Source organism: Ruminiclostridium hungatei (genome assembly GCF_002051585.1).
Lineage (GTDB): Bacteria > Bacillota > Clostridia > Acetivibrionales > DSM-1351 > Ruminiclostridium > Ruminiclostridium hungatei.
Map to the genome: position 1 here is coordinate 15,194 of NZ_MZGX01000021.1, position 19,218 is coordinate 34,411.

Annotated in this window: 20 protein-coding genes; 6 read left to right on the top strand and 14 right to left on the bottom strand. The window is 41.3% G+C overall.

Annotated elements, in window-relative coordinates; genetic code table 11:
* Positions 1-199 precede the first annotated feature (199 nt).
* The 3 genes from CLHUN_RS14940 to CLHUN_RS14950 form a co-directional block, all read right to left on the bottom strand.
* On the bottom strand, positions 200-871 hold the full coding sequence (locus tag CLHUN_RS14940) for a GntR family transcriptional regulator (RefSeq protein WP_080065433.1): 672 nt from the start codon (positions 869-871) through the stop codon (positions 200-202).
* 118 nt (positions 872-989) lie between these two features.
* Positions 990-2,915, bottom strand: a complete 1,926-nt coding sequence (locus CLHUN_RS14945; RefSeq protein WP_080065434.1) for an aconitate hydratase — start codon at positions 2,913-2,915, stop codon at positions 990-992.
* Positions 2,916-2,995: 80 nt separating this feature from the next.
* Positions 2,996-4,366 carry a beta/alpha barrel domain-containing protein gene (locus CLHUN_RS14950; protein WP_080065435.1) on the bottom strand — a complete coding sequence of 457 codons (1,371 nt, stop codon included), beginning with the start codon at positions 4,364-4,366 and terminating at the stop codon, positions 2,996-2,998.
* A gap of 370 nt (positions 4,367-4,736) precedes the next feature.
* On the opposite strand from CLHUN_RS14950, the gene CLHUN_RS14955 reads away from it, so the two are divergent.
* The gene (locus tag CLHUN_RS14955; RefSeq protein WP_080065436.1) at positions 4,737-5,990 is read left to right on the top strand and encodes a methyl-accepting chemotaxis protein; all 1,254 of its coding nucleotides are present in this window, start codon (positions 4,737-4,739) and stop codon (positions 5,988-5,990) included.
* Positions 5,991-6,084: 94 nt separating this feature from the next.
* On the opposite strand, the gene CLHUN_RS14960 is transcribed toward CLHUN_RS14955, so the two are convergent.
* The 3 genes from CLHUN_RS14960 to CLHUN_RS14970 all read right to left on the bottom strand — a co-directional run bounded on the left by CLHUN_RS14960 (position 6,085) and on the right by CLHUN_RS14970 (position 7,959).
* Entirely contained in the window at positions 6,085-6,288 is a 204-nt protein-coding gene (locus tag CLHUN_RS14960; RefSeq protein WP_080065437.1) for a type II toxin-antitoxin system antitoxin, read from the bottom strand.
* Between the two features lie 18 nt (positions 6,289-6,306).
* Positions 6,307-7,176, bottom strand: a complete 870-nt coding sequence (locus tag CLHUN_RS14965; RefSeq protein WP_080065438.1) for an SPFH domain-containing protein — start codon at positions 7,174-7,176, stop codon at positions 6,307-6,309.
* Between the two features lie 81 nt (positions 7,177-7,257).
* Positions 7,258-7,959 carry a Crp/Fnr family transcriptional regulator gene (locus tag CLHUN_RS14970; RefSeq protein WP_080065439.1) on the bottom strand — a complete coding sequence of 234 codons (702 nt, stop codon included), beginning with the start codon at positions 7,957-7,959 and terminating at the stop codon, positions 7,258-7,260.
* 154 nt (positions 7,960-8,113) lie between these two features.
* Between CLHUN_RS14970 and CLHUN_RS14975 the strand changes: the two genes are divergently transcribed.
* The 4 genes from CLHUN_RS14975 to CLHUN_RS14990 all read left to right on the top strand — a co-directional run bounded on the left by CLHUN_RS14975 (position 8,114) and on the right by CLHUN_RS14990 (position 11,144).
* On the top strand, positions 8,114-8,869 hold the full coding sequence (locus CLHUN_RS14975; protein WP_080065440.1) for an ATP-binding protein: 756 nt from the start codon (positions 8,114-8,116) through the stop codon (positions 8,867-8,869).
* A 234-nt stretch (positions 8,870-9,103) separates the two neighbouring features.
* Positions 9,104-9,871 carry a 5'-methylthioadenosine/adenosylhomocysteine nucleosidase gene (locus tag CLHUN_RS14980; RefSeq protein WP_080065441.1) on the top strand — a complete coding sequence of 256 codons (768 nt, stop codon included), beginning with the start codon at positions 9,104-9,106 and terminating at the stop codon, positions 9,869-9,871.
* A 411-nt stretch (positions 9,872-10,282) separates the two neighbouring features.
* Entirely contained in the window at positions 10,283-10,726 is a 444-nt protein-coding gene (locus CLHUN_RS14985) for a cell wall hydrolase (RefSeq protein ID WP_080065442.1), read from the top strand.
* A gap of 52 nt (positions 10,727-10,778) precedes the next feature.
* The gene (locus CLHUN_RS14990) at positions 10,779-11,144 is read left to right on the top strand and encodes a hypothetical protein (protein ID WP_080065443.1); all 366 of its coding nucleotides are present in this window, start codon (positions 10,779-10,781) and stop codon (positions 11,142-11,144) included.
* 321 nt (positions 11,145-11,465) lie between these two features.
* Here the strand turns inward: CLHUN_RS14990 and CLHUN_RS14995 are convergent, their stop codons facing one another.
* Positions 11,466-11,732 carry a DUF739 family protein gene (locus CLHUN_RS14995; protein ID WP_242656529.1) on the bottom strand — a complete coding sequence of 89 codons (267 nt, stop codon included), beginning with the start codon at positions 11,730-11,732 and terminating at the stop codon, positions 11,466-11,468.
* A 160-nt stretch (positions 11,733-11,892) separates the two neighbouring features.
* On the opposite strand from CLHUN_RS14995, the gene CLHUN_RS15000 reads away from it, so the two are divergent.
* On the top strand, positions 11,893-12,525 hold the full coding sequence (locus CLHUN_RS15000; RefSeq protein ID WP_080065445.1) for a S24 family peptidase: 633 nt from the start codon (positions 11,893-11,895) through the stop codon (positions 12,523-12,525).
* A 132-nt stretch (positions 12,526-12,657) separates the two neighbouring features.
* On the opposite strand, the gene CLHUN_RS22155 is transcribed toward CLHUN_RS15000, so the two are convergent.
* The 7 genes from CLHUN_RS22155 to CLHUN_RS15030 all read right to left on the bottom strand — a co-directional run bounded on the left by CLHUN_RS22155 (position 12,658) and on the right by CLHUN_RS15030 (position 19,160).
* Positions 12,658-12,834: a hypothetical protein gene (locus CLHUN_RS22155; RefSeq protein ID WP_165755767.1), complete on the bottom strand. Its 177-nt coding sequence runs from the start codon at positions 12,832-12,834 to the stop codon at positions 12,658-12,660.
* A gap of 479 nt (positions 12,835-13,313) precedes the next feature.
* Positions 13,314-14,603, bottom strand: coding sequence for a nitrogenase component 1 (locus tag CLHUN_RS15005; RefSeq protein ID WP_080065446.1), 1,290 nt, complete (start codon positions 14,601-14,603; stop codon positions 13,314-13,316).
* Positions 14,604-14,605: 2 nt separating this feature from the next.
* Positions 14,606-16,054 carry a nitrogenase component 1 gene (locus tag CLHUN_RS15010; protein WP_080065447.1) on the bottom strand — a complete coding sequence of 483 codons (1,449 nt, stop codon included), beginning with the start codon at positions 16,052-16,054 and terminating at the stop codon, positions 14,606-14,608.
* Positions 16,055-16,118: 64 nt separating this feature from the next.
* The gene (locus tag CLHUN_RS15015) at positions 16,119-16,874 is read right to left on the bottom strand and encodes an amino acid ABC transporter ATP-binding protein (RefSeq protein ID WP_080065448.1); all 756 of its coding nucleotides are present in this window, start codon (positions 16,872-16,874) and stop codon (positions 16,119-16,121) included.
* The gene (locus tag CLHUN_RS15020) at positions 16,867-17,577 is read right to left on the bottom strand and encodes an amino acid ABC transporter permease (protein WP_080065449.1); all 711 of its coding nucleotides are present in this window, start codon (positions 17,575-17,577) and stop codon (positions 16,867-16,869) included. Before CLHUN_RS15020 ends, CLHUN_RS15015 begins: the two co-directional genes overlap by 8 nt.
* Before the next feature lie 20 nt (positions 17,578-17,597).
* Positions 17,598-18,317, bottom strand: coding sequence for an amino acid ABC transporter permease (locus tag CLHUN_RS15025; protein WP_080065450.1), 720 nt, complete (start codon positions 18,315-18,317; stop codon positions 17,598-17,600).
* Between the two features lie 3 nt (positions 18,318-18,320).
* A complete protein-coding gene (locus CLHUN_RS15030) occupies positions 18,321-19,160 on the bottom strand; it encodes a transporter substrate-binding domain-containing protein (protein ID WP_080065451.1) in 840 nt (279 codons plus the stop codon).
* Positions 19,161-19,218: the final 58 nt, after the last annotated feature.

Genomic DNA, 19,218 nt, shown 5'->3' on the forward strand with positions numbered 1-19,218 from the left:
TTGTTCAAAAAGCACAGTATGTAATGTTTACCTTACAGCAAGGTTATACCACATCATGAAAAATGTCAAGTCTACCTTACACCATTTCTGCATAAGGGTATGCAGCTCACCACAAAAAAATACCCTGAGTGATTTCTCAGAGTATTTCATAATATCATTTCTCATTAAATTAACCTGTTTAAATTAACCTGTTGTCCACTCATTTGTGATGAGTTTCGTTAAAGTTCTTGCTGGCATTGGTTATATGCTGGATTGTCAGCTTTTCAGCAGTATCCCCATCCTTGTTTTTTATGGCTTCAAAAATAGCACGGTGCTCGTCAAATGACTTGGCCGGCCTTCCCGGAGTCTCAAAGGAATTGTTTCTGGCACTTTGAATATAAAAATGAAAGGTACTGAGCATATGCATCAAGGGCCTGCTTTTGCTGGCTCTGAAAATGATGTCATGAAATCTTGAGTCATATGTCATCAGATGCTGTGCATCGTTCTTCATAGTGTAGAACTCCTCAAACTCAAGAGCCTCCTGCAGTTCCTTGATCTCTTCTTCTGTTATCTTCTCCGCCGCCCATCTGGCTGCAAGGCCTTCAATCATGGTCCGTATTATAAAGATATCTTCAACATCCTGTTCAGATACCCCCTTGACGATAACCCCTTTATTGGGTATGGACTGAACAAGCCCCTCCAGCTCGAGCTGCCTGATTGCCTCTCGTATGGGTGTCCGGCTTACGCCAAGCTCCTCTGACAATCTTAACTCAATCAGACTGTCACCGGGCTTGTATACTCCGGTTAAAATCTGTTTTCGAAGCTGATTAAAAACTTTTCCCCTGAGGGAATTCACCAGGTTTTCATTTTCATCATATTCAAGCCTAGCCATTTTTTGATTTCCCCATCCGCATTCCGTGCCAATGCACTTCACGCCATTATTAAGAACAATTTACCTATATATAATCTTTAATCTATCTTTTATTTATCTTCTTATTATCTTTAATTTATCAGTTGCTGACTTTGGTATAATTCAGCAGACCTCCGGCAAGTATCATTTGAACCTGCCTGTCGGACAAGGACAGCTTGGCGCTGAATTCACTCTGCTTTGTCAGGTTTTTCACTATGACAGCACCTGCTTCTTTAACCTGCTCTATTGCATCTTCTATTAAAAGCTCGTCATTCATATCAATACTATCATAATCCGTTTCATTTTCAAAGGTCATCGGAAGTATTCCCGAGTTAATCAGATTTGCCATGTGAATCCTTGCAAAGGATTTGGCAATAACACCTTTGATCCCGAGCTGCAACGGAGCCAGCGCAGCATGCTCCCTGCTTGAGCCCTGTCCATAATTTGAGCCCCCTATAATGAAGCCTCCTCCATTTGCCTTTGCTCTGGCAGGAAATTCCTGGTCACAGGGCGTGAGGCAGAATTCAGCCAGATAAGGTACGTTTGAACGGAACGGAAGCAGCTTTGCATTTGACGGCATAATATGATCAGTCGTTATATTATCTCCAACCTTTATCAATGCCTTTCCCGTTACCTCTTCGCCCAACGGCCTGTTTACAGGGAACGGCTTGATATTGGGGCCTCTTACTACCTCAACCGTATTTCCCTCGGGAGCAGGTGCCACCACCAGATTGTCATTGATGACAAATTCCTTTGGCATTTCTATTTTAGGAGCTTCACCCAACTGGCGCGGATCGGTCAATACCCCTGTCAACGCACTGGCAGCAGCCACCTCAGGACTCACCAGATAAACTTTTGCGGAAGTTGTTCCGCTTCTGCCTTCAAAGTTTCTGTTAAAGGTCCTTAATGACACCGCATCAGTGCATGGAGCCTGACCCATTCCTATGCAGGGTCCGCAGGCAGATTCAAGTATTCGTGCCCCTGCCGCCACCATATCCGCCAGCGCCCCGTTCTGCGCAAGCATGGTAAGCACCTGCTTGGAGCCGGGAGCAATGACCAGGCTTACATTCTGAGCCACAGTCCGGCCTTTTAGTATGGCAGCAACCTTCATCATATCCATATATGAAGAGTTGGTACAGCTTCCTATTGCTACCTGGTCAACCTTTATATTTCCTATTGCCGAAATCCTTTCGACATTGTCCGGACTATGGGGCATTGCAGCCATAGGTTCAAGCGTTGCCAAATCTATAACAACATGTTCGTCATAGACTGCATCGCTGTCCGGCAGCAATTCAACCCAATCATTTTCCCGGCCCTGTGCCCTCAAGAATTGAAGGGTCACCTCGTCACTTGGGAATATGGAAGTGGTAGCACCAAGCTCCGCCCCCATATTTGTGATAGTCGCCCTCTCAGGAACAGTCAAGGTTCTGATTCCTTCTCCCGCATATTCTATAACCTTGCCAATGCCGCCCTTGACAGACAGCACCCTTAATACTTCCAGTATGATATCCTTTGCAGCGGACCAGGAGTTCAGCTTTCCCTTAAGTTCAACCTTACAGACCCTGGGCATGGTCAGATAATAAGGTCCGCCGCCCATGGCCACTGCCACATCAAGCCCGCCTGCTCCGATAGCCAGCATGCCGATTCCGCCGCCTGTGGGAGTATGGCTGTCCGAACCAAGCAAAGTCATGCCCGGCACACCAAAGCGTTCCAGATGCACCTGATGGCAAATTCCGTTTCCCGGCTTTGAAAAGTACACTCCATACTTTTCTGCCACAGTCTGGATATATTTGTGGTCATCAGCATTTTCAAACCCTGCCTGTAAAGTATTATGATCAATATAAGCCACGGATTTTTTTGTTTTGACCCTTGGTATACCTACGGCTTCAAACTGCAGGTATGCCATAGTACCTGTGGAATCCTGGGTCAGCGTCTGATCGATTCTTATGGATATTTCACTGCCGGCTGTCATTTCCCCGGTCACCAGATGATTTTTTATTATTTTCTGTGCTATGTTCAAGCCCATTTGCCTCTACGACCCCCTAAATAAATATATGAACAATTGCTAAATATTTTTAATAAAATGCGGTATAAAAAGTCAATTTTTTAAGGAATGAGGCTTGGTGCAAGCTCCCTTATGACTTTCAGCATTTCCTTATCACTGATGGAGGTATTCCTGCCCGTCTGATACTGAGCATCAATCCATTCCTTAATTACAGCCACCCTCTCATCCTTCTTGTCGATAAGAGCATCCCCCGAAAGACGGAAGTAGTTGTTTGCCCACAATGCAATGCCAGCCAGACCGGAGGTCTGTGTTATTGCAACTCCTATGGGCCTGTTCAGCAGCTTGCCGGTATTAAATATGTTGTATATTTCTTCGTCCTTTAAAAGACCGTCCGCATGTATTCCTGCCTGGGTCACATTGAAGTGCCTTCCCACAAACGGTGTTCTTGGAGGTATTTCGTAGTCAAGCTCCTTTTCATAGTACTCGGCTATTTCAGTTATAACTGTCGTATCCATACCATCGGTAGTTCCTCTTAATGAAGCATATTCAAACACCATAGCTTCAAGCGGCGTATTTCCGGTGCGTTCCCCTATTCCCAGCAGTGAACAGTTTACTGATGAACAGCCGTATAACCAGGCTGTGGATGAATTACAGACAGCTTTGTAAAAATCATTGTGTCCGTGCCATTCAATGAGCTCGCTTGGGAAACCTGCATGATGACGCAAACCGTATATTATTCCTCCCACACTTCTGGGCAGCGCGGCTCCCGGATAGGAAACGCCGTACCCCATTGTATCGCAGGCTCTGAGTTTTATGGGCACTCCGCTTTCATCCATAAGCTTTCTGAGTTCAAGAGCAAAAGGAACTACGAATCCATAGAAATCAGCCCTTGTAATATCTTCCAGATGGCATCTGGGCTTTATGCCCACGCTTATGGCTTCCTTAATTACACTCAGGTAGCTGTCCATTGCCTGTCTTCTTGTCATCTTAAGCTTGTTGAATATGTGATAATCGGAACAGCTTACCAAAAAGCCTGTTTCCTTCATCCCCATCTGCTTTGCAAGCTCAAAATCCGTTTTTGAGGCACGTATCCAACTGGTTATCTCAGGAAATTGATAGCCTCTTTCCATGCACTTGTATACGGCTTCCTTATCCTTGTCACTATACAGGAAGAACTCCGTCTGCCTTATGATGCCGTTGGGTCCTCCCAGCCTGTGGAGGTAATCGAAGAGGGTAACAATCTGTTCCACGGTATATGGTGCTCTTGACTGTTGTCCGTCTCTGAAGGTGGTATCTGTTATCCATATCTCGTCTGCAGGGTTCATGGGAACTCTACGATGGTTAAAAGCACACTTGGGTACTTCATCATAGGAATATATCTCTCTGTACAGATTGGGTTCTGCCACATCCTGAAGCGCATATCTGTACTGCGTCTGTTCAAGGGTATTGGACTTCTTGTTAAATTCGATCATTCTGACCTCCGTTCTGCTGCTGTGCAGCTCTGCAAATAGCACATGAATATTTATTAAAGATGGAATCTGTTTTCAGATTCACTTTATTTCTGGTATTTATGTATGTGTGTATTATTGTATACAATTATACACACAGTGTCAATCTCAAGGAGAACTAAAGCCTATCCAATTTTTCCGGTGCTTTTATTTCGTATTCTGTACGCAATTACTAAAAATTTTGTACTATTTTCTAGCCAAATTAAAAAGGATTTTGATTATTTTTGTAGAATAGTAGATAAATGAAGTTACATAAAGGTGTTTTTATCTGAGGAATGGGAATAAACAGATAATTACCATTTTTAAACACTTGTCATTTTCGGGGGGATTAATAATGAAAAAATCAGAGACAAATGGCAGCAAGCCCAGTAATTTATATGTTATTGGTGCCATAATCAGTATTGTTCTATGCGTTGTCGGCGGTATCATCAGCGGCAAGGTAGTTTTTGCCTTTTACACCTTGTTCGCCAGCCTTGTAACTTGTATTGTTTTTATTATTTTGACCGGGTTGCAGTACAAGAAGACTATCAAAACATTCTCAAAGGATTTGGACAGCTTTAAATCGGGAGATTTTTCACACATGATCGAACCAAAGGCTTATGGACTGCTGGGTCACGTGGCTTCGGTGGTAAATCATGTCATAAGTGATGTGCGTTCGTTGATAGAGAGCTTCTTCAATCTTTCACTGTCCATCACCCAGGCCTCCAGAAAGGTAACCTCCACTTCAGACAATGCCACCGGTGCGATTGAAGAAATCGCCAAAACCATTGATGAAATCGCCAAGGGGGCCTCTTCACAGGCTGAAGAAGCCCAGATGGGTGTACAGGTCGTTGACAAACTCTCAGACCAGATAAATTTCGTATATGAAAGCTATAGCGGCATAACAAATGAAACCAACAAGATAATTGATCTTAACACTGTTGGATTAAAGGCTGTAACCACCCTGAGAGACAAGTCAAAGGAAACCTACGAGACCTCTGAAAAAATCTTCGCAGTAGTAGAAAACCTTACAAATACTACAAAAGATATCGGTTTATTCGTTGAATCCATCGAAAATATTGCAGAGCAAACAAACCTGCTGGCCTTGAATGCAGCCATAGAAGCTGCAAGAGCCGGTGAAGCCGGAAAGGGCTTTGCAGTTGTTGCAGATGAGGTCAGAAAGCTGGCCGACCAGAGCAGAAAGTCAACCGAGGAAATCAATAATATGATGCAGAGTATCCAGGAAGAATCAGCCCTGGCAATTTCCTCCATGGAAATAATGAAAAAGGTTTCGCAGGAACAGAACCTGGCTGTTGACAAGACAAACAGTTCCTTCAGTGATATTGCAAACGCCATTGATTATATTGTTGAAAAAATCAACGATGTAAATAAGGCAGTCATAAAGATGCAGGAAGACAAGAGCGAAGTTATCAGCGCCATTGAGAACATTTCCTCCGTTTCCCAGCAGACGGCAGCCTCCAGTCAGGAAGTTGCCGCAACCACCGAAAACCAGCTCAAGACTCTTGATGACATGAAGGTGGCATCACAAAGTCTTGATCAGCTTGTAAAGCAGCTTGACACCAAATTGAAAAAATACAAGCTCAGGTAATTTAATAATCAAAGTCAAAAAAGCTTACTCGGTCGAGTAAGCTTTTTTAGTTTCTTAAATTTTCTTTTGCTTTGTTATCTTGGTTTTCATGGTATTATTCCAAATTGTCTTCCGCTTCAGAATCCGGACTGTCATCCCTGCTTTTATTATTGCCTGATTTACTGCGCTTTCTTAGCGCGTCACTGATCAGGTATTCAATCTGGCCATTTACAGACCTGAATTCGTCATCAGCCCACCTTGATATATCTTCCCACATCTTTGGGCTCAGCCTGAGTAAAATACTTTTCTTTTCTGCCATAATATCAGCGCCTTTTAATTAATTGTGCAAGGTTCCGGTATTGATAACCGGCTGGGTATTTCTTTCTCCGCAAAGTACCACCAGCAGGTTGCTTACCATTGCAGCCTTTCTTTCTTCGTCCAGTTCAACTATTTCATTTTCGCTGAGCTTGTTCAAAGCCATCTGTACCATGCCAACCGCACCTTCAACTATCTTCTGACGGGCTGCAATGATAGCTGCCGCCTGCTGCCTTTGGAGCATGGCAGCGGCTATTTCGGGAGCATAGGCCAAATGTGAAAGCCTTGCCTCTTCAACAATTACTCCGGCCTTGCCCAACCTCTGCTGAAGCTCGTTCTTAAGAGCATCCGACACCTCATCGGCACTCCCCCTCAAGGATATGGTGTGAGTGTCCTCGGTATTGTCATAGGGGTACATGCCTGCAAGATGCCTTAACGCCGACTCGCTCTGTACATTTACATAGTCCACATAGTTGTCTACATCAAAAACGGCTTCCGCAGTATTTTCCACTCTCCAAACAATAACAGCGGCAATTTCTATGGGGTTTCCCATCTCATCATTAACCTTGATTTTCTCGCCGTTAATGTTCCTGGATCTCAAGGATATCTTTTTCTTGGTATAAAAAGGATTTGCCCAATGCCAGCCGGCTTTTTTTATGGTTCCCGCATACTTTCCAAACAGTATGAGTACCATTGCCTCATTTGGCTGTATTGTAAAAAAGCCCGGCAAGATAAAGACATATACCACAAATATTACCACACCCAAAACTGCCAGAAACTCAGGACCCTTGGCTATGGCATATACAAAGATTACAACACTCAGAATCAATACCAGAAACGATATCAGAAGGACGAGGCCCCCTGCTTTTGTTTTTCCTGCTATCTCGTTCATAATATCCCCTCCATTTTAAATAATATTAATATGATATCAAAATGATATCATATTAATATGGCGTTGTCAATAATTGCATATCTACTCCTTTATCATCTCTTTTAATTTATCTGCCTTAAGTATGCGTATTGCCTCCTTCTGAAATTCAATTATTCCGCTGTCCCTCATTACTCCCATCTCCCTGGACATGGAGGGCCTGGATATGTTCAAAAAATCAGCCATCTCATTCCTGTTCATAGGCAGGCGGAAGGTATGGCTTCCCGACCTTTCCATATGCTCCAGCAGCAGACAGGCCACCTTTGAGCTAATGCTCTTCATGGACAGGTACTCCACTCTTCTGTTGAGCATAATTGCCCGGTTTGAAACGGTTCTGAGCAGATTTTTTATAAGCTGCGAATGAAAGCTGCAAGCCTCGCTGCATTGATTTATAATCTCGTTATTCTCAAGGAATAAAACAGAGCAGTCAGTTTGTGCCTGTACATTTGCGGGCCACTGTTCCTTTCCCGAAAATGCAATCACCTCTCCAAACAGCTCCCCTGCCGCTGCCACTCCAAGCATTACCCTGCTGCCTGCCGCATTTTCCTTGGTAATGACGGCACTCCCTTCAACAATTATTCCCAAACCGTGATAGCGGTCTCCGGCAATTACAATATAATCGCCCTTGCTGTAGTTAAATATTCTGGGGCTGAAACATTCCAGCATGCTGACCAGTTGATTATTGTCAAAACCGTCAAACAGCTCACATTTCAGTATCCTTTTTGCCAGAGCTTCATATTTTCTCATGGAATTACCTCCAACATTACCTTTTGTATCTCAGGATACCGATTTCTTTTTAATTATACCCTATAATTGTCTCATGGTCATTAACGAACAAAAAACTACAGTAAATATTCAATCATAAAGCAAAATTATTTTACGGCAATCAGGAGGATATATTATGAAGAGAAATATTATCAAAATTGATGAAGAAAAATGCAACGGCTGCGGACTTTGTGTAAATGCCTGCCATGAAGGTGCACTTGTTATGGAAAACGGAAAGGCAAAGCTAATATCCGACAGCTATTGCGACGGGCTTGGAAATTGCCTTCCGGAATGTCCCACCAATGCCATTACCATAGAAGAGCGTGAGGCAGACGCCTTTGATGAAGAGCTTGTAAAAGAGCATATGGAAAAGAAGGCTTCAGAGTCTGGCAGACCACAGCCCGCCGTCCATGCCCACACAGCTCCGCAGCCCCCCTTCCACGGCGGCTGTCCTGGTTCGAGAGCCATGGCTATTAAAAGGAGCCCTTCCGAAGCTGTACCTGCCAGTCCGGCGCCACAGCTCACTTCCGAGCTGATGCAATGGCCCTGCCAGATTAAACTGGTTCCGGTGAATGCACCATATTTTGATAACTGCGATTTATTGATTGCAGCCGATTGTACCGCCTTCGCCTACGCAAATTTCCACAAGGATTTTATGAAGAACAGGATTACAATCATCGGCTGTCCGAAGCTGGATGAAGGTGATTACTCCGAAAAGCTCACAGCGATTCTTGCCAACAACAATATTAACAGTGTCAAAATATTGAGAATGGAAGTGCCCTGCTGCGGCGGTATTGTAAATGCTGTTAAAACAGCGCTGATTCAGTCCGGCAAAATGATACCCTGGAGTATTGTGGTTGTGGGAACAGACGGAGAAATAAGACAGAATTGATGAAAAACCCTGACAAGTGACGTCACCACCCCCAAATCACCAGATAGGTTATTTAAAAAATGGAAGTTTTCTATTATAATAGGTCTGTGGGCATTTTAGCCCCCAGACCTGTTTTCTATATCTTTAACTAAACCTGTATTATCTGCAGAAGCCCCCCTGCCTGCCCAAGACCTGTGCAAGCATTGAGACCGGCAAGCCTGCATACTTGACTTACAGGAGAAATGGAGAGACAGCATGTTGATAGGAATAATTGGAGCAATGGAGCAGGAAATCAAGCTCCTTGCAGAAAGTATGGTCATAGCTGAAACAAGGACTATCGGAATGAGGGATTATTATACAGGCAGGCTTTTCGGCCAAGAGGTTGTTCTGGTTTTTTCCAAATGCGGCAAGGTCGCGGCTGCATCGGCTGTGACTACACTGATTGAAACCTTTGAGGTCAAACTGGTCATATTTACGGGAGTGGCAGGCGGCACCGACAGCGGACTGAATATCGGAGATATCGTCATTGCAGACAAACTGGTGCAGCATGACATGGATGCAAGCCTTCTGCCCGGATGTAAAAAGTTTGAAATCCCTTTGCTGGGAGTGGATACCTTTGAGGCAGACAGCAACCTTACAGCACTTGGAGTCAAGTCTGCGCAGCATTACATATCCCGGCACCTGAAACAGGATGTAGCCCCTGAGGATCTAAGCGAGTTCAGAATATCCATCCCCAGTGTGGTGGTGGGTACTATTGCCAGCGGAGATCAATTCATAGCCGACAGCCATAAGGTCAGAACCCTTAATGCTGAAATACCCAACCTGAAGTGTATTGAAATGGAGGGAGCGGCTGTGGCCCAGGTATGCTATGAGCACAATATGGATTTTATCATATTCAGGGTAATATCCGACAAGGCCGATGAACATGCCGGCATTAATTTCCCCCTGTTCATAGAAAGGGCTGCCAGTCATTTTACCCGCGGCATAATCCAGCAATTTATATCGGAAGCGGGATACCTGTAACAGCAGTCCTGCTCATACAGCCCATAATAAGACTTGCTGACTGAAAAAATGTATGTGTGAGATGCGTAAGTCCTATGAGGCCTGGACGCCTCACACATCTTCAGCCTCCGTTCTTTTTTATTACTCCCCGTAAATCTATTTTGACTCTAGCTTTCCAATCAGCCCAACCGGTTAAATCAATAGTCAGATTAATGAAATCAATCAAATCACTATAATCAGATAATTGAGCAATATCCCTCCGTTAAATTTACATAATTCCATAATAATGTAACAATATCAAATACCCTTTAATATACTGCTATTAGAAACAGTGGGCTGCAGCATCTAAATTGACACATTACCGGGCAATATGAGTTTCAGATGTCATAGCCCACTAGCCAGAGTTAAATATTTGCAATAAAGGTGATAAACATGCCATACACAAATAGAGAATTATTTGCAAGACTAATCCAATGTGAAGCCGAGGGCGAAGGTGATAACGGTATGCGAGGTGTTGCATCTGTTATCATGAACAGGGTAACCGTACCGTATGGCGAGTTCTTCAAGTTGATTCACGGCGATGTAAGAGCTGCCATATTGCAGGCAGGACAGTTTACATGTGTCAAGGAAGTAGTGGCCGGCCAATATAACCCCCAAAACATCTATAATATGAATCCGCAGGATATACATTATGACATTGCAGATTGGGCACTGTCCGGGGGTATACTTGGAGCCGTGGCAAACAGCCTGTGGTATTATAATCCCTTCAGGCCTACCTGCGGTTCTTTTTTCCCGCCTGGAAATACCGGCGTAATATTCACCAGGATAGCACAGCATTGCTTTTACACTCCAACTCAAAAGTATGCGCAAACATAAAATCACAATTTCATTAATAAGAAATCATTAAAAGAAAGGAAGTTAAACCTATATGAAAAATCGGCCAACCCCATATTATACTCTCCCCTTTCTCTGCTACGAGGAAAGACCTGACGGAACAGCCTCAGAGGTCATGACTCCCGGACAGGGTTCTCAGGACCAGTTTGCTCCAATAACACCTACCACACAGCCTGAACCGCTGACACTGACCAGCACTGAGTACTTGAACGGCTTTTTGAGAACACAGATAGGCAGAAGAGTACGGGTTGAATTTCTCATCGGCACAGGCACTCTTTTAGACAGAACCGGAACCCTGGTGGGTGTTGGTGCCAACTATATAAACATGAAGCTTATTGAAAGCGATGATGTTATGACCTGCGACTTCTTCTCTATTAAATTTATAACCTTCCTGATGTAGCAAAATGTGTTTATTTGAGCTCTCCATCTGAAAAAAACAACCCTGCCGTTAATGCAGGGTTGTTTTCTCAGGTGGAGATAATGCAGATGTATATATGATAAAGACTTCACTTCCAGGAGTTCAGGTTTTAATCATATATCCCTCCGTGGAGCAGGATATGTATTGTGAGAGCTCTGTAGACGTGCCTGAGTGGGTAATATTCAACATCTTATTTGAAAATCAGAGTCCAATTCTTATCATAGGTGCAAGGACAAATACAAAGCAGCGTCCAATAGAATTATGTTTTTCAGCAAATCATACAACGAAAATATGTCCTATATATTATATTTTTATGTTACGTTTTGCAATAATGCTGGGAAAAAAATACTTTACAATATCATTTGCATCAATATCCAAAACTGCTGCAAGCTTCTGAACCTCGTCAGTGTCCATTGCCGTATATCCGTTTATTTTGTTATTCAGAGCATTAACTGATATCCCAGTGGCTTCACTCAATCCGCGATAAGATGTCTTTTTCTCCCTTATCCGGCCCTTGAGGGCTAAAAGCTCATCATGTACTCTATCCTTTCCACGTCTGTATCCCATCATTCTTCCACCTCAAATCGAACATTACGTTCTGCAACTTAATAATACACCAGGCAGTTCCAGATAGTCAATACTTTTTGCAATAAAAATATTGTATTTTTTTGTTTAGTTATTGCATTTAGTAACAAGCGGCTATATAATATCTCTATAAGGAGGTCTACAAATGAAAAGTATTTTTGATAAAGAGCTGTTTATTAAGCGCCTGAATGAACTGATAGACGCCAACGATGATAATAATTATACCCTGGCTCACCATTTGCACTTATCTGCGCCAACCATTCTGAGGTACAGATCCGGTGAAATATCTCCCAAAATAACCACCATACAGGCTATGGCCTCCAAGTATAATGTCAATCCCTCCTGGCTTATGGGGAATGACGTTGAAAAGTATCTTGAAAACAGTGACAGCAAATTCAAAAAAATTCCTGTCCTTGGTACAATTTCCGCAGGTCAGCCCATACTTGCCGAAGAAAACATTGAAGCCTATGAATTTGTAAATAGTGATTCCAAGATAGACTTTGCGCTGAAAGTAAAAGGTGACAGCATGATTAATGCCCGTATCAATGATGGCGATATTGTATTTATACGCCAGCAATCGGACGTGGAGAACGGCGAAATTGCCGCTGTTATTATTGATGGCCGGGAAGTCACCCTTAAAAGAGTCTACAAATATCCGGGCACAGTGATTCTTCGTCCTGAAAATCCACGGTATCAGGAATTAATTTATAATAAAAAAGACTTAAGAGATGTAAAAATCTTAGGAAAATGTATTTTCGCAAAGTTTTACCTTACCTGATTTAAAGCAGTGGCAATAACAAGCATTTACAAGCCATGCTGTGCTTATTTGAAGGGCATGGCATAAAGCCGGCAGGCAGCTATCGTACCTTCACGGCTCTATTAATTAATGCTTGTTATTTCATTTCTTTTATTATCGCTTATAATTTCTGAAATAATTGTCTGCTAATTTCTGGTACTTGCTATTAAGTTCCTTCACTCTGGTATTTTTTTCAGCATATGTTTGTGAGGCTTGCTCCATAAGGTCTGCTCTTTCTTCCTCGTTCATTTCGATGATATTCTTGCTGATATCCTTTATTTCGGTATTCATTGCTTTTAACAGCTCAAGTGCTTCAAATACTGGTACTTTTCACCACCCATATCAGGGTTTTTCAAATATTTGTCGGTCGCCCCGGCGAGCTGATATAACTGATACCCTTCAGTACTCATTTGCCCAGCCTGCTGATTCTTAAGCTCATTATTTTTTATAAATTACATTAAAAACAATTGATATGCTAAAGACGGCGGTCAAGGCTATACAAATGACAGGTAATATTTTATTATTGGATTTTGCCATGTATTCCCCCAGTATGCTTATTTATCTTACACAGGATTATTATATCATAGAAAAAGTACCTTATAAAAATTGGCGGGTACTTTACTAAAAAATCAATTATTTTATTGCCCTCTTTACGGGGAGCACACCATTTTTGATGCGGAGCTGCTTTTTCAGGGTACGGTATGTGTTCCAGCGCTTACCTTCAATAATGCCTGTTCTATAAATGTTTTCATAAAAGCTATTAAAATTTCCTACAAATTATCATATAGATCTTCTGTAAATGTTAAACTTCCTCGATATCCTGCATAAGTACGGTTGAATATCAGGCGTTCATTTATAGGAAACGACGCTGTAATAAACTGAATGTTCTTTTGTAAACCAACTTCTCTTTCACTACTACTTCCTATTAGTAATGTTAAATCTTCCTCCTCGTCAATAATAGCCTGGTTGATTTCGTACTGATCAGCCGTAAACACAATTCGCGGTGGTTTTGCATATTCCAGCGCTGTTATTTGCTCTATGATTCTTTGCTTATCTTCTTCTCTAAAAATTGATTCTGAAATAACAACCAGCACAGGTGTAAAACTGTAATCATTTGCCAAATATCGTGTAAAACCTATGGCACATGAAGCATCAGCAACAACTGCAAATCGTTTCCAACTAAGGGCTCCAATGGATTGTGCAAGATAGCTGTATACATAATCTTCTTCCTGTGCAATTATTTCATCAACCATGGTTTTGTTCAGTTTTAAAGCTTCTGCCACTTTTCTGACAAAGCTTGTTGTGTCTGTTGCCCCAATTGGCATCCCTGATATCCTGATTGAAGGCACTCCGAATTTCTCTTCAAATTTTCTGGCAGGTTCTTTAAATATCCATGGATTAATGATAATATTCAGAGCAGCCGAAGAACATTTTCGTATGTCATCTATTCCCTGATGGTTTGTAAAAAAAGTATTTACCGTCAATCCCAAAAGATTCAAAATTCTTTTTATTTCATCTAAATTTCCACTCCAAAAAGGATCATGGTACGGAACAATACCAAAAATATTCACCAATTTTTCATTCTTTGGCAGATTTACTTCTATAATCTGATCCAGCATTGTATTCCAAACCACTTCATATCCCAAATTGCTGTCACCTGCAAATCCGGGCGTTTCGATTGGATACACATTATATCCTTCAGCCTTGAATTCCTCTGCAACGCTTGCAATATCATCTCCAATAATCCCCGCTGTACATCCTGTCAATACAAAAAAATCATCTGCATCTATAATATCCACGGCTCCCTGAATTGTGGTTCTGAGTTTATTTACACCGCCAAATACCACTTCTCTTTCCAGCATATTGCTAGATGGTAATGAAACACCGCTAACAAAGCTGGCACTCTTATGACCCGATTGTCCCTGATCAGATGCTGTTGTCTGCATACAACACCCTGGTCCCGCATGATACACCGGGCAAACTCTGTCAATTGCTCCCAATACAGAATTAATGCCCGCAAGTACACATCCGCCTCTTGGATTTTCTAATATTTGAGACATATTTACTCCCCTCCTACTATATACTTGAATGCATCTTCTTCATACCAACTATCTTTATACGGCAGTTTTACATGCTGTGATAATTTTATATTGAAGCCTGGATTTTCAAGCTGATCCGCTATCTTATTCCCCAAAAATAATAGCCCGTCATAGCCCATAGTCGGTCGTTTTCCATCCAGCACATGAGTAGTTGGTATTCCCAGCTTTGCTGCCCATTGCGGTACTCCTATAAATGCATCCGGCTTTAACTTTTTTAATAAATTCACCTGCTCAAAAGGCTGCATATTTGCAATGTCCAAAATAAAATCCTCATGAATTTCATTTAAATATTCAATATCCACTTGGGCATCCTCGTCATAGGTTGGTGTTTCCAAGCCTACCAACTCCATGCCAAAATCATCAATCAAAGCTGCTGCCGCAAATGAACGACCTGTTCCGCCACATATGAATACTCTTTTTCCATGTAGGCGAGCTTTTAATTTTTCAACTAATGGTTCAATTCTTTCATGCTCTTTCGCAATAATTTCTTCAACTTCTTTTTCTTTGCCAAGTACCTTTGCAATGCCTCGATACCACTTATCTGTATTATGTATACCAATTGGCATCACAGTATGTGAATATGGAATCTCATAATCTTCCCAAAGTGTTTTCATAAATTCATCTGCAAATACTTTACATATTGAAGTAGATGCTTCTGCCTGTGGTATTGTTTTAATTTTATCCAATGAACTATAAAATGGAATATAATTTACTTTTACATCAATCAGAGACAGCATTCTCTCCATTTCTGTCTGATCTGCGTAGCTTATTGTGGTTGGTGCAAATAAATTTACCAGTCCTTTTTCCTTTGGTAATTTTTCATATTTTAATATATGTTTATTAATCGCTAAAAACGCTGCATCAAATCCGGAGGCGCATATTTTTGATTTGAAGCCTTCACAATGAATGGGTACTATTACACTGTTGGTTTCCTTCTGTAAATCTGCTGAAATCGCATCAATATCATCTCCAATAATACCTGAAGCACACGATGCGTAAATAAATATCAATTCAGGATTATATCTTTCGATTGCTTTTTTCACAGAATCCCTTAATTTTTGCTCGCCGCCAAAAACCACAGACTTCTGATCTATATTTGTAACTATAATTTTAGGATTCCTTATGTTTTTTATTCCTCTATGCGCCTGCCCTACCCGGTACATATCTACCGCCATGATAGAGCAGCCCACACACCCCTGGGGTGAATGTGAAATAAAAACCGAATCCTCTAAGGACATTAATGCTGACATACTATTTATCTGCTGGCATTGTAAGCCTTGTGCAAAACTTCTATCCGCTATTTTTAAACATCCTTTTTTAAAATTATTCTCCGCTTCCTTTCCAGTAGTTCCTAAATCATTTATTCTGCCGGGTCTGCTTTCTCTGACACCTGAATATTGTTCTCCTGCCATACCTGCACCTTCCTTTATTTTTCTCTTCCATATGGTTCTTCTACGTTTTAGATGTTACAGACCACTAGATTGAATAATTTGATTCCAGTGATATTATTCTTGATAAAAACTGCTTGGTTCTTTCTTCTTTCGGTCTTGAAAAAATCTGAGCCGGTGAACCCTCTTCCACTACTACCCCTTCATCCATGAATATAACTTTGTCTGCCACATCCTGGGCAAATGACATCTCATGTGTTACCACAATCATAGTAATCCCCTTTTGTGCAACTCGCTTAATCAGGTCAAGAGTCTCACCAACTAATTCGGGATCAAGAGCCGAAGTAGGCTCGTCAAAAAGAATGACCTCCGGATTCAGAACGAAAGCTCTTGCAATACCCACCCGCTGCTGCTGTCCTCCAGAAAGCCGGGAAGGATAATAATCATATTTGTCTGATAATCCAACCCAGTCCAATGCCTCTTTTGCCTGTTCCTTCGCCTTGTCCTTAGGAATCTTTCTTGCTGTAACAAGACCCTCCATCACATTCTCCAATGCTGTTTTATTGGCAAACAAATTGTAATTCTGAAATACAAAAGCCATCTTACGCCGTATGTGGAGTATCTGCTTTTTATTGGCTTTTTTCAGATTCACACTGATGTTTCCCATAGTCAGTTCTCCGCTATCTGCTGTTTCCAGAAAATTAATACAGCGTAACAAGGTTGTTTTACCTGATCCACTGGGTCCCAGGATAACCACGACTTCGCCGTCCTCAACATGCACTGATACCCCTTTAAGCACCTCTGATTTTCCAAAGGATTTTTTTACATTATTTACTTCAATCATATGAACTCCTTTTGAACTTACCCGTATGTTTTCTTAATCGTCCTGCAAGATACTCAATTAACACTGTAAATGTCCAATAAATCAGAGCTGCTGCCGCATATCCTTCAAAGAAGGAATAGGTTCTTGAACCCGGAATAATAGCCCCTGCTGCAATTTCTGTAATCCCTATTGCCATTACCACAGATGATGCCTTGATAAGTCCCACAATATTATTAATCATCATGGGTATGGCTACTGGTACCATTTGCGGAACTATGATCCGACGTATAGTCTGGACTTTTGTTAATCCCACAGAGTACCCTGCCTCATCCTGTCCTTTATCAATAGAAAGCAGCGCCCCTCTTATCACTTCAGACATAGAACAGATGGCAGTCAGAGTTAAAGCAAAAATTCCCACCCAGATATTGTCCACATCTTTTACCGTCTTACTTAAATTTAAAAACTTTGCCAGATTATTAAATTCCAGCATAAAAAGCAGATTATAGAGCAGTAGGGCAACTACGATAGGAACTCCCTGATACACAGTTACAAATATGGCCAGAACCTTGTTTATAACCGGAACCTTATAGACTCGTATGAGTGCTATGATGGTTCCGAATATAAATCCTGTTAATAACGAAATAAATACCAGCTTTATTGTATTTGGAATATATATGATTCCAGATCTGAGACATTCCCAAAAATAATCTGAATTAAAGCCCATCTGTCATTCCTCTTCTTTTTTTAGATTTCATCAAGCATTATCGTTTTACGTGCTTTTCCAAATTCAAATTTATCATTTAGATATTTGAATAGGCCTCGAACAATCAAACTAATTATTATGTAAACAATTGCAACAAAAACATATGCCTCCAACACATGTTTTGTTGCAGTACCAATGGTCTTGGCTCTTCCCATGATATCCGTTACACCAATCAGAAATACTAAAGATGAATTCTGGAATAAGCCTACCAGATCAGAGCCGAAAGGAGGAAGAGCAACTCTAACCATTTGCGGAAGAATAATTCGTTTGAATGTCTGAATTTCAGTCAAACCAACACTAAGTCCAGCTTCTGTCTGACCATATGGAATGGAAGTGATTGCACTATAAAAAATAGCTGAAAGAAATGCTCCTTGATTCAATATAAATGTAATATATGCAAAGGTAATTGCACTCCATTCACGGTTGATATTAGTACCAAACGCAGAATCAATCAATACCGGCAATCCATAGTACACAAGCATCAGTTGTACCAGCATCGGTGTTCCTCTCATGAATGAAACGTATACCTTAAAGAACTGATGCAGTACCGGTATCTTCTTCATATTGACAAATGCAATGACAATTCCCAATAAAACTCCAAGCACTGTTGCAAAAATGACAATTGCAAATGTTACTGATAGATATGGAACTATTTTCGGTATATTTTCAAAGAATCTATCCCATTTGAACAATTCTCCCATGATTTACTCGCTTTCTGTATAGTCTCCGCCAATAACATCAATGGATATTTTTGAAAGCTTTCCATTGTTACGAAGTTCCTTTACAGCACCATCTACAGCTTTCTGAAGGTCTGTGTTTTTCCTGTCAAAAATAAAGTATGTTGAGGAGGACTGCACGGGAGCTCCTACCACTTTCAGCGCATCTTTTTTGTCCCCATAGCTTTCATTCAACTTGGCAACATCTCTTTTTGTATAAATAGTCGCATCCCACACTCCATTTAAAAGACCGGTTACTGCCTCTTCATCAGTTGAATTATTTACAAAAGCTATTTTTATTGGATTGTCTGCGTGTTCTTTATTATAGCTTTCTAAAATATAAGTTGAATTAGAACCTGTTGAGCTCTTTACTGTCTTACCCCGAAGATCATCAAGTGATTTTATATCGTTTCTGCCGCCGGCAACAGTGATATAGGTTACATAAGTTGTATAAGCTTCCTTACCGAAAAGATACTTGGAATCTCTTTCTTTATTCCATTCATACTGATGAGCAGCAATGTCAATTTTTCCTGCGTCAAGAGATATTAATACATTTGCAAAATCCGATGTCTGGTAAATAAATTCATACTGCGGGAGAAGTTCATCAACTGCTTTTAATACCTCATACTCATAGCCTGTAAGATTACCTTTTCCATCCAAGTAGCAATATGGCTCATACGCATTACCAGTACCTACGATTACTTTGGTTACTTTTGTTTTGGAGTCACCTGTTTTGTTGTCTGAGCTGCTTTTTCCACATCCTGCTGCAGTTGCACCAAGTGTCAGAATCAATACGAATGCTATTAATTTATTTATTTTTGTTTTCATAATTAAAATCCTTTCTTATTCAAGTTTTATAATAAGAATATGTAAACCATGTTGTATT

What these genes read in the sequence shown, in the direction of transcription:
- CLHUN_RS14940 (WP_080065433.1), bottom strand. Translation starts at nt 871, where the DNA reads ATGGCTAGGCTTGAATATGATGAAAATGAAAACCTGGTGAATTCCCTC.
- CLHUN_RS14945 (WP_080065434.1), bottom strand. Translation starts at nt 2,915, where the DNA reads ATGGGCTTGAACATAGCACAGAAAATAATAAAAAATCATCTGGTGACC.
- CLHUN_RS14950 (WP_080065435.1), bottom strand. Translation starts at nt 4,366, where the DNA reads ATGATCGAATTTAACAAGAAGTCCAATACCCTTGAACAGACGCAGTAC.
- CLHUN_RS14955 (WP_080065436.1), top strand. Translation starts at nt 4,737, where the DNA reads ATGAAAAAATCAGAGACAAATGGCAGCAAGCCCAGTAATTTATATGTT.
- CLHUN_RS14960 (WP_080065437.1), bottom strand. Translation starts at nt 6,288, where the DNA reads ATGGCAGAAAAGAAAAGTATTTTACTCAGGCTGAGCCCAAAGATGTGG.
- CLHUN_RS14965 (WP_080065438.1), bottom strand. Translation starts at nt 7,176, where the DNA reads ATGAACGAGATAGCAGGAAAAACAAAAGCAGGGGGCCTCGTCCTTCTG.
- CLHUN_RS14970 (WP_080065439.1), bottom strand. Translation starts at nt 7,959, where the DNA reads ATGAGAAAATATGAAGCTCTGGCAAAAAGGATACTGAAATGTGAGCTG.
- CLHUN_RS14975 (WP_080065440.1), top strand. Translation starts at nt 8,114, where the DNA reads ATGAAGAGAAATATTATCAAAATTGATGAAGAAAAATGCAACGGCTGC.
- CLHUN_RS14980 (WP_080065441.1), top strand. Translation starts at nt 9,104, where the DNA reads ATGTTGATAGGAATAATTGGAGCAATGGAGCAGGAAATCAAGCTCCTT.
- CLHUN_RS14985 (WP_080065442.1), top strand. Translation starts at nt 10,283, where the DNA reads ATGCCATACACAAATAGAGAATTATTTGCAAGACTAATCCAATGTGAA.
- CLHUN_RS14990 (WP_080065443.1), top strand. Translation starts at nt 10,779, where the DNA reads ATGAAAAATCGGCCAACCCCATATTATACTCTCCCCTTTCTCTGCTAC.
- CLHUN_RS14995 (WP_242656529.1), bottom strand. Translation starts at nt 11,732, where the DNA reads ATGATGGGATACAGACGTGGAAAGGATAGAGTACATGATGAGCTTTTA.
- CLHUN_RS15000 (WP_080065445.1), top strand. Translation starts at nt 11,893, where the DNA reads ATGAAAAGTATTTTTGATAAAGAGCTGTTTATTAAGCGCCTGAATGAA.
- CLHUN_RS22155 (WP_165755767.1), bottom strand. Translation starts at nt 12,834, where the DNA reads ATGAATACCGAAATAAAGGATATCAGCAAGAATATCATCGAAATGAAC.
- CLHUN_RS15005 (WP_080065446.1), bottom strand. Translation starts at nt 14,603, where the DNA reads ATGTCTCAAATATTAGAAAATCCAAGAGGCGGATGTGTACTTGCGGGC.
- CLHUN_RS15010 (WP_080065447.1), bottom strand. Translation starts at nt 16,054, where the DNA reads ATGGCAGGAGAACAATATTCAGGTGTCAGAGAAAGCAGACCCGGCAGA.
- CLHUN_RS15015 (WP_080065448.1), bottom strand. Translation starts at nt 16,874, where the DNA reads ATGATTGAAGTAAATAATGTAAAAAAATCCTTTGGAAAATCAGAGGTG.
- CLHUN_RS15020 (WP_080065449.1), bottom strand. Translation starts at nt 17,577, where the DNA reads ATGGGCTTTAATTCAGATTATTTTTGGGAATGTCTCAGATCTGGAATC.
- CLHUN_RS15025 (WP_080065450.1), bottom strand. Translation starts at nt 18,317, where the DNA reads ATGGGAGAATTGTTCAAATGGGATAGATTCTTTGAAAATATACCGAAA.
- CLHUN_RS15030 (WP_080065451.1), bottom strand. Translation starts at nt 19,160, where the DNA reads ATGAAAACAAAAATAAATAAATTAATAGCATTCGTATTGATTCTGACA.